This is a genomic window from Paenibacillus sp. FSL H8-0537 (assembly GCF_038051995.1).
GTDB lineage: Bacteria > Bacillota > Bacilli > Paenibacillales > Paenibacillaceae > Pristimantibacillus.
In genome coordinates, this window is sequence record NZ_CP150290.1 from 484321 (window position 1) to 497960 (window position 13640).

14 protein-coding genes are annotated in these 13640 nt (G+C 50.0%); 12 read left to right on the forward strand and 2 right to left on the reverse strand.

Annotated elements, in window-relative coordinates:
* The gene (locus tag MHB80_RS02040) at nucleotides 1-894 is read left to right on the forward strand and encodes a LysR family transcriptional regulator (protein ID WP_341280604.1); all 894 of its coding nucleotides are present in this window, start codon (nucleotides 1-3) and stop codon (nucleotides 892-894) included.
* 28 nt (nucleotides 895-922) lie between these two features.
* Here the strand turns inward: MHB80_RS02040 and MHB80_RS02045 are convergent, their stop codons facing one another.
* A complete protein-coding gene (locus tag MHB80_RS02045; RefSeq protein ID WP_341280605.1) occupies nucleotides 923-1744 on the reverse strand; it encodes a helix-turn-helix domain-containing protein in 822 nt (273 codons plus the stop codon).
* Nucleotides 1745-1985: 241 nt separating this feature from the next.
* Between MHB80_RS02045 and MHB80_RS02050 the strand changes: the two genes are divergently transcribed.
* The 6 genes from MHB80_RS02050 (at nucleotide 1986) to MHB80_RS02075 (ending at nucleotide 7128) form a co-directional block, all read left to right on the forward strand.
* Nucleotides 1986-2435 (forward strand): SRPBCC domain-containing protein, encoded by a 450-nt coding sequence (locus MHB80_RS02050; RefSeq protein ID WP_341280606.1) that lies wholly within the window; start codon nucleotides 1986-1988, stop codon nucleotides 2433-2435.
* Nucleotides 2436-2597: 162 nt separating this feature from the next.
* Nucleotides 2598-3272, forward strand: a complete 675-nt coding sequence (locus tag MHB80_RS02055) for a response regulator transcription factor (RefSeq protein ID WP_341280607.1) — start codon at nucleotides 2598-2600, stop codon at nucleotides 3270-3272.
* Complete coding sequence (locus MHB80_RS02060; protein WP_341280608.1) at nucleotides 3269-4696, forward strand: HAMP domain-containing sensor histidine kinase; 1428 nt, start codon at nucleotides 3269-3271, stop codon at nucleotides 4694-4696. The genes MHB80_RS02055 and MHB80_RS02060 overlap by 4 nt, the downstream gene beginning before the upstream one ends.
* 59 nt (nucleotides 4697-4755) lie before the next feature.
* Nucleotides 4756-5670, forward strand: a complete 915-nt coding sequence (locus MHB80_RS02065) for an ATP-binding cassette domain-containing protein (RefSeq protein WP_341280609.1) — start codon at nucleotides 4756-4758, stop codon at nucleotides 5668-5670.
* A complete protein-coding gene (locus MHB80_RS02070; protein WP_341282833.1) occupies nucleotides 5670-6389 on the forward strand; it encodes an ABC transporter permease in 720 nt (239 codons plus the stop codon). The genes MHB80_RS02065 and MHB80_RS02070 overlap by 1 nt, the downstream gene beginning before the upstream one ends.
* Nucleotide 6390: 1 nt before the next feature.
* Nucleotides 6391-7128 (forward strand): ABC transporter permease, encoded by a 738-nt coding sequence (locus tag MHB80_RS02075; protein ID WP_341280610.1) that lies wholly within the window; start codon nucleotides 6391-6393, stop codon nucleotides 7126-7128.
* Between the two features lie 29 nt (nucleotides 7129-7157).
* Here the strand turns inward: MHB80_RS02075 and MHB80_RS02080 are convergent, their stop codons facing one another.
* The gene (locus MHB80_RS02080; protein ID WP_341280611.1) at nucleotides 7158-8504 is read right to left on the reverse strand and encodes an MFS transporter; all 1347 of its coding nucleotides are present in this window, start codon (nucleotides 8502-8504) and stop codon (nucleotides 7158-7160) included.
* A gap of 134 nt (nucleotides 8505-8638) precedes the next feature.
* Between MHB80_RS02080 and MHB80_RS02085 the strand changes: the two genes are divergently transcribed.
* The 5 genes from MHB80_RS02085 to nikD all read left to right on the forward strand — a co-directional run bounded on the left by MHB80_RS02085 (nucleotide 8639) and on the right by nikD (nucleotide 13639).
* Entirely contained in the window at nucleotides 8639-9148 is a 510-nt protein-coding gene (locus MHB80_RS02085) for a cytochrome c biogenesis protein CcdC (protein ID WP_341280612.1), read from the forward strand.
* A gap of 201 nt (nucleotides 9149-9349) precedes the next feature.
* Nucleotides 9350-10990: a nickel ABC transporter substrate-binding protein gene (gene nikA / locus MHB80_RS02090; RefSeq protein WP_341280613.1), complete on the forward strand. Its 1641-nt coding sequence runs from the start codon at nucleotides 9350-9352 to the stop codon at nucleotides 10988-10990.
* 25 nt (nucleotides 10991-11015) lie between these two features.
* A complete protein-coding gene (nikB, locus tag MHB80_RS02095; protein ID WP_341280614.1) occupies nucleotides 11016-11960 on the forward strand; it encodes a nickel ABC transporter permease subunit NikB in 945 nt (314 codons plus the stop codon).
* A complete protein-coding gene (nikC, locus tag MHB80_RS02100) occupies nucleotides 11957-12790 on the forward strand; it encodes a nickel ABC transporter permease subunit NikC (RefSeq protein ID WP_341280615.1) in 834 nt (277 codons plus the stop codon). Before nikB ends, nikC begins: the two co-directional genes overlap by 4 nt.
* A gap of 15 nt (nucleotides 12791-12805) precedes the next feature.
* Nucleotides 12806-13639, forward strand: coding sequence for a nickel import ATP-binding protein NikD (gene nikD / locus MHB80_RS02105; protein ID WP_341280616.1), 834 nt, complete (start codon nucleotides 12806-12808; stop codon nucleotides 13637-13639).
* Nucleotide 13640: the final 1 nt, after the last annotated feature.

A 13640-nucleotide genomic window follows, 5' to 3' on the forward strand; every position in this document is an offset into this window, starting at 1 on the left:
ATGATGGAGCTTACACAATTAGAGTATTTTATGACGGTTGCACGTTTAGAACACATGACGATGGCTTCAAAGACACTCGGTATTACCCAGCCAGCGCTAAGTCATGCGATTGCCAAGCTTGAGAACGAAATCGGGGCTCCCTTGTTTGAGCGTAACGGGCGAAATTTGAAGCTTAACCGTAATGGCGCCATGTTTTCGAAATGGATCGGCAAAGCCTTGCATAACATTGAAAGCGGCGTAAAGGAAATCGAAGAATGGTCTAACCCGGATACGGGCGTTGTTACTCTGTCCTATCTCAATATCCTTGGTGTTGACTTAATCCCTCATTTAGTTAGACGCTATCAATTAGAATATCCCAAAATTCGCTTTGAATTGACACAAGGGAATCTTGGAGATATAGATGAACATTTAGAACAAGGATATTCGGATCTTATGATTACATCGAAGGAATCTACTTTAGACAATCATAAATGGTTGGTTATTCAGAAGGTCCCATTGTATATTGTTGTATCCTCCCAGCATCATTTAGCGAATCGTTCAGCTTTGAGTTTGGCAGAGCTTTCGGGTGAACCATTCATTGGTTTGAAAAATAATTGCGGATTAAAAGCGACGATTATGTCGCGTTTCCAACATACTGGTTTTGTGCTTGATTCGGCGTATGAAGCCGAGGACTTAATCACAGTTGCTGGCTTTGTTAAGTCCAATCTTGGTGTATCTGTCTTGCCTAAGACGATGGGATTTATGTTAAACGAACTTGTTTGGATTCCGATTACTGATGATGGCTGGTATTGGGAAATAGGCTTAAAGTGGAGGGAGGATCGACATATTTCTCCGGCTGCCAAGCGGTTTATTGCATTTGTTGAAAATGGGCAGCGGCAGTCTGATTTGCTATAACTCAACACTTTTGCAGAAATTGGTTGGATTACGCGTTTGATTTCCTATTGCTGCCGCTGGCGTATTGTTCGGGCGTGACGCCGATAACGGCTTTAAAATCCTTAATAAAATGCGACTGGTCGTGGTAGCCAAGCTCAAGCGCCAGCTGCGTCCAATCGTGGCTGGGACTGCGGTCCAGCGTTTCAGCGGCATTTTGCAGCCGATACAGCTGAATGACCCATTTAGGCGAAACGCCGACATATTGGTCGAATAGACGCTGCAGCGTTCTTTTGTTGATATGAAAAGCCGCACATAGTTGGTCGACCTTCGTAACATCGCGCTGTGACATAATCCAATCGACCATTTGATTAATGAGCGTGACCGACTCATCCTGTACGGGCAGCTTCGGTTTAATGAAGCGCTCGGCGAGCTCGACCATTGCCGCTTCCCCTTCCTGTGACAGCAGCAGTTCCTCCATGGCTGGACCATCAACATCGAAAATTTCACGAATGTCCAGCGGGCGATCAGCTAGTGAGGACACCGGCTGCTGCATAAAAGGATAGAAGCCGCCAGGGCGGAATTTTGCCCCGAAGACGCAGCCTTTGCCTTCTACAAGATAGCTATACTTCTGCTTGGCTGCACCGAAAATACCGCTTCTTCCCTGCTGAATAACGAGATTCACGCAAGGGTTAGGGACAACCTCCTGCAAATACTGCTTTTGCTCAGACAAGTCCCAGCTGACGATCCAGAAATGCTTGACGAAAAAAGCAATATCCTCGGAAGGCGCGTAACGCGTAAGCTGAAAATTTTTCTCCCCCTCCTGCAAATGCAGAAGGCCCATGCTCGGTCGATGCATGCTTGCGCTCATCATTAATTCCTCCGCTGTCCATAATCGTTGTCGCGTTTTTACAATACATGCTGCTGCTTGCACATTATAATAATTTTATCACAGCCAAGCATACTAGCAAGATAAGGTGAAACGGCCGAAAGCCGTCCTCTGGCGGCGCGGCGCGTTTCATTCAGAGAAATATAGAGAAAGGATGGAAAATCATAACCTTCCCTATATTTTAAGTAAAAGGCCAGTCCATTCACGATTGCGAAGGAGTGTAGGTATGGATTTGAAATATGATTTTTATATGAATGCCGAGCCGGAGGAGGTATGGAATGCGTTCATGAAGCCGGAAAACACGCGCAAAATCTTTTTTGGCAGCACGCTGCATTCGACCTTTGAGCCAGGCGCCCGTTATGAATACATTGGCCCGAATGAGAAGGGCGAAGAGGTTGTGCATGTATACGGAACGGTGCTGGAATATAAGCAAAATGAGCTATTCAGCTGTACGGAGCACCCGGGACCCTCTTATCGTGAAAATCATGCGGAGCTGGAGACGCGGCTTACCCTGTCGCTTGAGAAGGTCGGCGGCTGCACGAAGCTGACGCTGGTGAATGATAAGTGGCCAGCAGACCACCCGTCGTATGAAAATACGAAGGCGAGCTGGTGGATGATTCTCAGCAATATTAAGACGCTGGCGGAGACGGGCAAGACGCTTGATTTTGGCTGGTAAGCGCACAGACGTAAGAACCAGAGCCATAGGCGGCTTTGGTTCTTTGTTGCGATTTAAAGTAAGAATAACGAGTCAGCCTGGTTTGGCTAAACTTCTTTACAAACCCTAGGAACAAGCTAATATGGTTGTTATATACCTACAAGCGATCAAGGGGATGGATTTATGAGTGTAAAACTTTTATATATTGAGGATGACAAGGAAATTGGAGATTTCGTATGTGCCCATTTGAAGGAGCAGGGCTATGAGGTGTTGTGGCTGCTCAGCGGTGAACGGGCGCTGGAGGAGGCAGAGGGCTGTGGACTGGCGATTTTGGATGTGATGCTGCCGGGTCTGGATGGCTTTACGATTGGGCAGAGGCTGAAAAAAAACGACCCGAGCCTGCCCATTTTAATGTTGTCCGCTCGGACGGCCATTGATGATAAGCTGCAGGGCCTGCAATTTGCTGATGATTATTTGACCAAGCCTTTTCATCCTGATGAGCTGACGGCAAGGGTCGAGGTTCTTCTGCGCCGCTTTGCGAACGTTGCGGCTGAGCCGCTGGCGGTGAAGCATTGGCTCGTGTATGAGCAGGAGAATCGGATTGAAAATCGGGAGACCGGCGAAGAGCTGATTTTGACCGGCAAGCAGTTTCAAATTTTCTCCTACCTTCTGCGGCATCTAGGGCAGATTATGACGAAGGAGCAAATTTATGAGGGTGTATGGGGCGAGGCTTACCTGGAAGGGGACAAGACGCTGATGGTACATATCCGTTATTTGCGTGAGAAGCTGGAGAAGGACCCGGCCCATCCCGAAATCATTGAGACGGTGCGGGGTATCGGTTACCGGGTGAAGCCGTGAAGCGGGATAAGAAGGAGCAGCGGACACACAAAGGTGGCCGTTTTTTTCAATCGCTGCAATCCAAATATTTGCTCATTATATTATCGGCGTTTCTGTTCGTGCCGATCGTGTTTCCAGTCGCAACGATTTTGTATTATTTGCTGGGAGTTGCGGTTCAACAGCAGGACATGCAGGTGCTTAAATACGGCAACACCAGCCAGATTGAGCTAATGTTTCATCAGCAGGCGGCTGAGCTCTCCGGCGCATCCAACCTGCACATCAATGACACGCTGCATAAGCTGCGGGAGCGTTATCCGGATGCTTCCTTTTTTTGGGTCGATGGGAATGGAAAGACCAAGCTGGAGCTTGGCGGGCAGGTCGGACTGCCGGTAATTTGGTCGAATGAGGATAGCATCCAGTTTATGAAGGAATATACCGGCTCGGATACGTTTACGGTTGTTGCCTTTATTGGCGATAAGCCGCTTGGCCAAGGCTTTATGGCGATGCAATTGCCGCGTTCGCTTGTGCAAAGCAATACGCCGCTCATTTCCGGAGCCCCTTTTTATATTCTTTTTCTCATCCTGGTGTTCCTGTTCTTCGTGGCTTTATCGCTGTTGTTCTTCCGCCATATTCGCACGCGTCTGCTGCGTTTGCAGGCCGCTATGACGAGGCGGGGAGAAGAAGGGCTTCCGCTTCCGGTGGAGGTGAATAAGCACGATGAGATTGGACAGCTCGAAATCGCTTTTAATGAAATGATTTTGCAGCTTAGAGCGGGCAGGCAGCGGGAACGCGAAGAGGAGGAACTGCGCAAGGAGCTGATTGCGAATTTATCGCATGATCTTCGTACGCCGATGACGGTGATGGGCGGTCAGCTGTATACGCTGCACAAGGAGCCGCTGAGTCAATCAGGACGCGAAACGGTGAAGCAGCTGGAACATAAAATCGATACGGTCAGCAGCCTGATCGAAAATCTGCTCTCGTATACGCTGATGACCAGCGGACGCTATCCGCTGGAGCTGGCACCGCAGGATGTGCTGCGGCTTGTCAGGGAAAGCGCAGCTTCCTGGTATCCGCTCTGGGAGCGCGAAGGACTGGCGGCGGATATTGAATTGCCCGAGCAGCCGCTTGTTTGGAGCGTGGACAAGGAAGGCTTCCGTCGCATTTTGGATAACCTGTTCCAAAATGCCGTGCGCCATGCCGCGGAAGGCGGCTACATTGGCGTTGCCGTGATTCAGCATGGCGAGCATTCGGCACTCGTCATTTCGGATCGGGGGCCCGGCACCCAGTCGGCCTCGAAGGAAAAAGGAGCAGGCATCGGCCTTGCGATTGTTCATTATTTGGTCCGCGAGATGGGGCTGGCGTGGCATATCGACAGCTCGGCTGCTGGCACGCGTATTCTGATCTACCCGGAAGCGGCGGCGGGTTATTTTTTAAACAAAATTTAAACAAAGCAGGTCTATGGTTTTAACCTTGATGCGTTATTCTAGCTTTCGAGGTGATAGACATGAACGAGTGGGTCATAGAAACGAAGGGACTTAGTAAAAAATATAAAGGGCGCTACGCCGTATCGGGTCTGAATTTGCGAATTGCCAAAGGCGACATTTATGGCTTCCTTGGGCCCAATGGCGCGGGAAAAACGACGACCATCCGCATGCTGCTTGGGCTGATTAAGCCGTCCAGCGGCAGTGTGCATATTTTCGGCAAAGCGCTGCAAAAGGAACGGCTGGCGATACTTCGCAAAATTGGCTCGCTGGTGGAGTACCCGTCCTATTACGGGCATTTAACAGCAATCGATAATTTGGAGGCGATTCGCCGAATTATTGATGCTCCAAAGACGAGAATTTCCGAGGTGCTGGACATCGTTGGTTTAACGAAGGAAGCCCGGCGGCCCGTAAAGGGCTATTCGCTCGGCATGAAGCAGCGTCTTGGCATCGCCAGCGCATTGCTGGGCAATCCGGAGCTGCTAATATTGGATGAGCCAACGAATGGCCTCGACCCATCCGGCATTTTGGAAATTCGCGAGCTGATTAAGCGCATGCCGCAGCAGCATGGCATTACGGTGCTCATCTCCAGCCATTTGCTGAGCGAGGTTGAACAAATGGCTAGAACGGTGGGCATTGTCCGCCAAGGGGAGCTTGTTTTTCAGGATACGATTCAAAATTTGCAGCAGCAGGCACAAGGCTCGATTGTACTGCGGGTATCCGACCCGCAAGCGGCGCTGCTCACCTTGTATGAGCAGGGCTTGGACGCTGTCAGAGAGGGCTCGCTCATTACACTGGAAGGAGTTAGTGATGCTGCTGCGGCGCAGATGGTCAACCAATTAGTAGCGCGCAAGCATGAAGTGTACCGCATCGAGGAAAAGAGAAAGTCGCTGGAGGACCTTTTCCTGCAAATTGTTGGGGAAGGGGGACAGAGGTGATGGGCATGCTTTTCAGGGCACTATCTGCCGATTTATTGAAAATACGTCGTAAAGGGCTTTGGGCGCTCGTTATAATTGCTCCTTTTGGCGTTGTATTGCTGCAAGCTGTCAATTTTGGGCTTCGTTATGACTATTTGGTGAAGCAATATACCGAAGATTTATGGGGCGGCCTGCTGCATAACATCTTCATGTTTGTACCAATATCACTGTTTCTCGGCTGTGTGCTTGTCAGCTCGCTGCTGGCGAATGTGGAGCATGGCACAGGCTCATGGAAGCAGCTGCTGGCGCTGCCTATATCAAGGCTGACGGTGTTTTCTGCGAAATTTGCGCTGAGCGCGATTTTGCTGGCATGCTCCTGCCTGCTGCTTGCCGTGTTCTCTGTCGCTTTAGGTGTGCTGCTTGGCTTCGGCTGGCACTTTCCGCTGACAGAGGTGCTGCGGCTAAGCTTCTATCCTTATGCAGGTGCGCTGCCCATGCTTGCATGCATGTTATGGCTCTGCATGACCTTTCGCAATCAGGGCTTCTCCATTTCCGCCGGGATCGTTACTGCGATAGCTTCCTTGTATCTTCCGGCAAAATATACGTGGCTGCCGCTGAATTGGCCGCTGCTCGCCTTCAGAGGCGAGCAGGGAGAGCTTTATATCGGCGCAGGAATATTGACCGGGCTCGTTATTTTTTCACTGGGCTCTGTCCATTTTGGCCGAAGGGATGTGGTCTAAAATGGCTGCATTCATAAGGCTGCTGGCTTCCGAGCGGCTTAAGCTATCCCGTTCCTTCATCTGGCTGCTCGTTCCCATTAGTCCACTGCTGGCTCTTTTTCTAGGCGTTCTCTCTAATTCAATAGAGGGCACGCCTGCCGAGCAATATGAAGGCTTATATTCATCCATGGCGTTGTTTCATGCGGTGCTGCTTTTGCCGATTTTGACAGGCGTCTTTGCGGCTTTCGTTTGCCGCTACGAGCATGCAGGGGGAGGCTGGAAGCAGCTGCTGGCGCTGCCAATATCGCGTAAATCGCTGTATTTCGCCAAGTTCTGGCTCGTTTCCGAGCTGCTCATCGGTGTGCAGCTGCTTTTCTTGGCAGCGGTGCTCATTACAGGTGCTGCCCGCGGACTCCATGAAATCCCTTGGCATTTCATGCTGCTGGGCTTGCTGGGAGGTTGGCTCGCTTGCTTGCCATTAGCAGCGCTTCAGCTGTGGGCATCCACCAGCTGGAGCAGTTTTGCAGCGCCGCTAACGATTAACGTCATGTTGACGCTGCCGAATATATTAGTTATCAACTCAGCGGAGTATGGTCCCTTTTATCCTTGGGCGCAGCCGACGATTGCAATGCTGGCGCTGGGCTCCGAAAATTACGGTGCCTTCACTGTACCTACAATGAACTTGTTTATGACGATTATAGGCAGCTTGCTTTTATTTTTTATTGGGGGCCTGCTCTATTTTCGAGCTAAAGAAATATAATAACAGACAACAGCCCATGCAGCTCGGCCTTACGGTTTGAGCTGCTGCTGCGTTTTCTGCTGCTTATGCAAGAGCGGCCTGACCACATACCAGAAATAGAGGGCGCTAATAAGCATAACGATAGCGGTAATGAGAAAAGGGAGCTGGACATTTTTGTGCTCCAGCATTAATCCTGTTGCATAGGCAGCCGCCGCGCCGCCGATACTGCGGAACAGAGAGCGCAATCCCGCAAAGCTGTTGCGGTCCTCGTCCGGGAGCGCCGACATCGTGTTGCTGTCGATCAGCGTATTAAGGAAGGCGAACAGCCCGCCTCGCAGCAGCAGAGCGCCAGCAAACAGGCTAACCGAGCTCGTTACGGACAGCACCGCTGCACTTATAATGATAAGCGCGAACAGCAGCATATACGTTTTCACCTCGCCGAGCCTGGACAAGATTGAAGGCACGAGCAAGGTGGCGATGAATAAGAAGAAATAATGGGCTGCGAGCAGCGATGATACGGCTTCGTTTTCCCAATCGAGCTGGTACTTTACGATGACGTTCAGGAAGGGCATGGTTAAAGCGCCAGCAATGCCGGATATGAAAATAAACCCGGACAGCAGCCAAACTTGCTTCGTCGGCAATAGTTGAGCGAGTGAACGAGTGAATTTACGCGAAGCGGATTTTTCCATAACTGCCGCCCGATTCACGCTACCTGCTCCCGTTTTCCTAGCATTCGCTGCCGCTGTTGATCGATCATCTCCCGGGTGGTGTGCCTCCTGCGTTTGCTGCTTCACTACAGCGTGGCGGTCAGAAGGCAGCTTCAAGCCGCGAATGATCGCAAGCAGCAGCATGAATATCGCCGCCAGCCACAGCTGCGGCTCATAGTTATCTTCAGGCGTGCCAAGCCAGCGGGGCAAATACCCGCCGAGCAGCGTACCGCCGATGTTGAAGAACATAAATACTGCAAGAAACAGGCTGTAAGCCTGCGTTTCCGATTCCCGTGACCGATTATATTGAAACAACAGCTGTGTTTCCGTTGCGACAATGAATACGATGCCGCAGGACAGCATAGCCTGAGCGCAATAATATAGAAGCAAGTGGTCGCTCACTGCAAACAGCGCAAAGCTGCCGGACATCAAGCTGATGCCGATGACCATAATGCGCTTTCGCCCCAGACGCCCTGCCAGCATGCTGGCGGGGATGCCGACTGCTCCTCCAATTAAGGTGCTGACCGATGTCAGGTGGCCGATTGCCTCCTCATTCACACCCTTGGATAAAAAATATAAATTCAGCACAAGGCTCGACAGCCCCATGGTCATTCCAAAGCATATTTCGCTAAAAATCAGCCATTTTGCAGCGGGCGCAAGCTGTTTAATGGCCTTGCCGTATCCAAACATAACGATCCCCAATCTGATGATGAACAGTGCTTTCGTTAAACGACTCTACTGCTTCCCATGTGGAATTTTAACTTTCATGAAGTATAACATGAGCGGTTAGAAGCGTATAGAAGTCTAGGGGATGAACGATTATAATGAATTCTATCCATTCTTTCAAAGAAAGCGGTGTAACCATGAACGGCTCTGTGTATATATTTATTATTTTGATCGCCGGACTGATTTTATGGAGGAGAACGCGCAGCTTTTATCGTCCGATTCGCGGCAGCGGCATACGGCTGCTGCTTCCCCTCCTTTTCATGCTGCCAGGCATGATGCTTTTCCTCAATCCCCGCATCCATGCGCCGCTGCTGGAGTGGATTGCAGCTATTGTTATCGGTTTAGCGCTGTCGATACCACTCATCTGGACGACCAATTATGAGGTGCGCGAGGATCAGCAAATTTATGCGAAAAAGAATATGGGCTTCATCGTCGCTTTTCTAGCGATTTTGGGTATTCGCTTGCTGCTGCGGAATTACGTGTCGATGCTCAATCCGGAAACGTTCGCCGCCTTGTTTATGGTAATCGCCTTTTCCTATGTGATTCCTTGGCGCGTCATGTCTTACCTGAAATTCAGAAAGCTCTTAAGAGGACGGCTTGTGGCGTAGTCTTCTAATGTATACAAGCAAGGCAATTGGACCTGTAGGAGGTCCGATTGCCTTTTTTCAAATATAAGCATTGATAAGTTACAAGGCATACTCGAAAAGTAAATAATTACATTCATGAGAAAGCTCATTGACAGCCTATAGGCTTTTCTCTATTATTAGTGAGAATCATTATTACTGAATCGAAACGGAGATAACGACAACATGATTAGAACGACCAAGAAAACGCTGCTATCTATTGCAGCTACGATTTTCCTCGTATCAACCGTGCTTATGGCATGTACGAAGCAGGAAGCGGCTCCAAGTGCTAGCAATGGAACTGCTGAAAACGCAGCAGTCACAACAGAGAAGGCCATTACGCTATCTTGGCCGCGCGATATTGGAACGATGAATCCCCACACCTATAACCCTTCACAGCTATTTGCCCAATCGATGATTTATGAGCCATTGGTTAGCTATAAAGCAGGAGGCAAGCTTGAGCCAATGCTGGCTGAATCATGGACAATTTCGGAGGATGGCAAGGAATATACCTTCAAGCTTCGTCAAAATGTGAAATTTTCCGACGGAACGTCTTTTAATGCAGCGATCGTGAAGAAAAATTTTGATGCGGTCATGAAAAACCCGAATCTGCACAGCTGGCTTGGCGTTATCAACGTTCTGGACAAGACGGAAGCTGTTGATGAATACACCTTTAAAATGACGCTGAAGCAGGCGTATTATCCAGCTATTCAGGATCTGTCACTCGTTCGCCCCGTTCGTTTCTTGGGTGAAGCCGGTTTCCCGGATGACGGAGATACTTCTAAAGGAATTAAGAAGCCGGTTGGAACAGGACCGTGGTTGCTGGTTGAATACAAGAAGGACGAATATGCCGTATTCACGCGCAACCCGAATTACTGGGGCGAAAGTCCAAAAATTGATAAAATCACGGTCAAAATCATTCCTGACCCAGAAACACGCGTATTGGCGTTTGAAAAAGGCGACCTTGATTTGATTTATGGAGAAGGTGTCATCAGCATGGATGCCTTCAAGCAATTGAAAGAATCCGGCAAGTATACCACGCAATTGTCCGAGCCGGTCGCAACAAGAAGCTTGCTGCTGAATACAACCAATGACAAGCTTTCCGATTTGCGGGTGCGTCTAGCGCTCCAATCTGGCTTTAACAAGCAGGCGATGGTTGAAGGGATTACGCTCGGCCTGGAGGAGAAGGCGGATACGATTTTGTCCAAAAACTTCCCGTACACGGATATCGACGTACAGCCTGTCGCATACAATACGGATCAAGCGACTGCTTACCTAGATGAAGCGGGCTGGAAACTGTCTGCCGGCAAAGCGGTTCGCGAGAAGGATGGACAGGCATTAGAGCTGGAATTGATCTTCGATAAGACCGATCCGATTCAGAAAGCTATGGCTGAGACGATGCAAGCCGAATGGAGCGCGATTGGCGTTAAGCTGAACATAACGGGACTTGAGCTCACGACGCAAATAGAGCGCCGGAAAGCGGGCAATTATGACCTTGATTTCTGGAGTAACTATGGAGCACCTTATGATCCGCATTCCTTCATTAACGTTGTAGCAGAGAAAGGCTGGGGCGTTGCGGAAGCCAATGCTGGCTTACCAATGAAGCAAGAGCTCGATCAGCAAATTCATGAGGTGCTTTCCTCGACGGATGAGACGAAGCGCCAGCAGCTTTACAGCTCGATTTTGCTGACGCTGCAGGAGCAATCGGCGATTGTGCCAATTTCCTATATTAAGAAAACAGTAGTATTCCAAAACAAGGTGACGGACTTTGCGTTCCCTGCGAACCGAGACGAAAATCCTTTTGAAGGAATAAACATTAGCCAGTAGCAAGCAGCCAGCAGGGAGGCAATCCATGATTAGCTATATCGGGAAGCGATTGCTCGCAATCGTTCCCATCATTCTTTTTGCCATTCTTATTACGTTCGTGCTGATTCATGTTTCGCCTGTAGATCCAGCGGAAGCCTATTTAACAGCTGCCCATATTCACCCGACGGAGGAACTGCTCGCTGAGAAGAGACATGAATTTGGTCTGGATCAGCCTTTGCTTGTTCAATATTGGCATACGGTCGTCAAGATGGCGCAGCTTGATTTTGGACTATCGTTTATGACGAATGAGCCGGTGTGGGAGGATGTGGTGTCGAAAATGCCCGCGACGGTGCAGCTCGCCGTCAGCAGTATTTTGTTTGCGATGCTCGTCAGCATCCCGCTCGGCTTTTTATCGGCCATTTATAAAAACAGCGTGATTGATTATTTCAGTAGAGGGCTCTCCTATTTCGGGGCGTCCATCCCGCAGTTTTGGCTCGGTTATTTATTGATGTTCTTTTTCGCCGTCAAGCTGGATCTGCTTCCCGTAGAAGGCAAAGGCACGTGGGAGCATCTCGTGCTCCCGACGCTAACGCTGTCACTCGCTCTTATCGCTATCTATACCCGGCTGCTGCGTGCGAGTGTGTTGGAGCAATTGCAGGAGTCGTATGTGATATATGCGAAGACGCGTGGAATCAAACAGCGAATTATTATGGTCAAGCATGTGCTGAAAATAGCGATTTCACCCGTCATTACAGGACTTGGCATGAACTTTGGCAAATTGCTGACCGGGACGATTATCGTGGAGCAGGTATTTTCCTGGCCGGGGTTCGGTCGTTATTTCGTCGATGCGATTTTCAATCGGGATATTCCGGTCATCCAGTGTTATGTGTTCCTTGCGGCTTGCTTGTTCATTATCTGCAATTTAATCGTTGATTTGGTACAGCTTTATATGGATCCCCGAATTTCCCTGAAAGGAAGAACCGACCAGTGATTGCGAGACTACGCACCGTCCTGAGGGGCCAGAAAGCGATTGCCATATGCACGGCCATTTTACTAGTTTTCGCAATAGTGACCCTTTTAGCTCCATGGATTTCGCCGCATGATCCCATTAAAGTCAATTTGGCGCTTAAGCTGCAGTCGCCCTCGGCAGACTATTGGCTCGGTACCGACCATTTAGGGCGTGACAATTTTTCGCGTCTGCTGCATGGCGCCCGTATTTCGCTTGGCCTAGCGTTCCTGATTTTCATTGCCTCCCTGGGGATTGGCTTAGTGATAGGAACCATCGCAGGGTACAGAGGGGGCTGGCTGGATGCTTGCCTGATGCGCTTTTGCGAAGCGGTCATGACGATTCCGAATCTCGTGCTCGTACTGGGTATGGTCGGCATTTTTGGACCGGGACTGCTGCAGGTTGTGCTCGCATTGATGCTGGTACAGTGGGTTTATTACGCCCGCATGTTCCGCGGCATGGTTATCAGCTTAAAAGAACGCCAGTTTATTACCGCCGCTCGAATCAGCGGCTCCTCTGAGTGGAAAATTATTAGACGGCATATTATTCCGAATGTGCTGCCGCCGATTTTGGTCATGGGAACGCTTGAAATGGGCTGGGCGATTATGGATATTTCGGCTTTATCATTTCTAGGCCTCGGCATTCAGCCGCCGACCCCGGAGTGGGGAGCGATGATTCATGAAGGCAAAGCCTTTATTCGCAGCCATCCGGAATTGATGTTATATCCGGGCTTAATGATTTTGCTTGTGGTCATTACATTCAACGTATTAGGCGAGGCGTTGTCGGAGCGGTTTGGGGTAAAACGACGGATGTGAATAGGAATGAGGCCCATGGTGGAAAAATCTCGCAAGGTACTGCAGGTAAGCGGCTTGCGTGTGAAAGTAAAGTCGGAGCAAGGGATGCTTTCCCTAGTCGAGGATATTCATTTTGATATTGAGCGTGGCCAGGTGCTAGGCCTTGTAGGAGAGAGCGGCAGCGGCAAGTCGGTAACCTGCAATTCCCTGCTGCAGCTGCTGGACCCGAAGCATACGACCGTCGAAGGCAGCATTCTATTGAATGGCCGTGAGCTGAATGGTCTGAAGGCGGAGGACATGCGGCGAATACGCGGCAAAGAAATGTCTTTCATTATGCAAAATCCAATGAATGCTTTTACGCCGGTGTATACGATTGGCGTTCCTTTCATTGAAACGATTCGCACGCATACCGCCCTTACGAAAAAACAAGCTGCAGAGCTGGCAGTCACCGCGATGGAGGCGATGAATTTGCCTGATCCCGCCAAGCTGCTGAACTTGTATCCGTTCCAGCTCAGCGGCGGCATGCTGCAAAGGGTCATGATTGCGATATGCATGGTTCTGCGTCCAGCGGTCGTCATTGCAGATGAACCAACAACGGCGCTGGATGTCGTGAACCAATTGCAGGTGCTGAGAGAGCTGGATCGCCTTCGTGTGGAGCAAGGCACGTCGATCCTGCTCATTTCCCATGATTTAGGTGTCATTTCGGAACTGGCGGACGAGGTTGCTGTGATGCAGCAGGGGCGGATTGTAGAAAAGGCAGATGTGTTTCAATTGTTTGACCACCCGCAGCATCCATACACGCAGAAGCTGCTGAATGCCAGACCGAAGCTGCCGGACCATTTGAGCGGGTATTTTGAAAACAGGGGGTAAC

Excerpts from the sequence above, each read along its gene's own strand:
- MHB80_RS02040 (WP_341280604.1), top strand. The coding sequence starts at position 1 with ATGATGGAGCTTACACAATTAGAGTATTTTATGACGGTTGCACGTTTA.
- MHB80_RS02045 (WP_341280605.1), bottom strand. The coding sequence starts at position 1,744 with ATGATGAGCGCAAGCATGCATCGACCGAGCATGGGCCTTCTGCATTTG.
- MHB80_RS02050 (WP_341280606.1), top strand. The coding sequence starts at position 1,986 with ATGGATTTGAAATATGATTTTTATATGAATGCCGAGCCGGAGGAGGTA.
- MHB80_RS02055 (WP_341280607.1), top strand. The coding sequence starts at position 2,598 with ATGAGTGTAAAACTTTTATATATTGAGGATGACAAGGAAATTGGAGAT.
- MHB80_RS02065 (WP_341280609.1), top strand. The coding sequence starts at position 4,756 with ATGAACGAGTGGGTCATAGAAACGAAGGGACTTAGTAAAAAATATAAA.
- MHB80_RS02070 (WP_341282833.1), top strand. The coding sequence starts at position 5,670 with ATGGGCATGCTTTTCAGGGCACTATCTGCCGATTTATTGAAAATACGT.
- MHB80_RS02075 (WP_341280610.1), top strand. The coding sequence starts at position 6,391 with ATGGCTGCATTCATAAGGCTGCTGGCTTCCGAGCGGCTTAAGCTATCC.
- MHB80_RS02080 (WP_341280611.1), bottom strand. The coding sequence starts at position 8,504 with ATGTTTGGATACGGCAAGGCCATTAAACAGCTTGCGCCCGCTGCAAAA.
- MHB80_RS02085 (WP_341280612.1), top strand. The coding sequence starts at position 8,639 with ATGAATTCTATCCATTCTTTCAAAGAAAGCGGTGTAACCATGAACGGC.
- nikA (WP_341280613.1), top strand. The coding sequence starts at position 9,350 with ATGATTAGAACGACCAAGAAAACGCTGCTATCTATTGCAGCTACGATT.
- nikB (WP_341280614.1), top strand. The coding sequence starts at position 11,016 with ATGATTAGCTATATCGGGAAGCGATTGCTCGCAATCGTTCCCATCATT.
- nikD (WP_341280616.1), top strand. The coding sequence starts at position 12,806 with ATGGTGGAAAAATCTCGCAAGGTACTGCAGGTAAGCGGCTTGCGTGTG.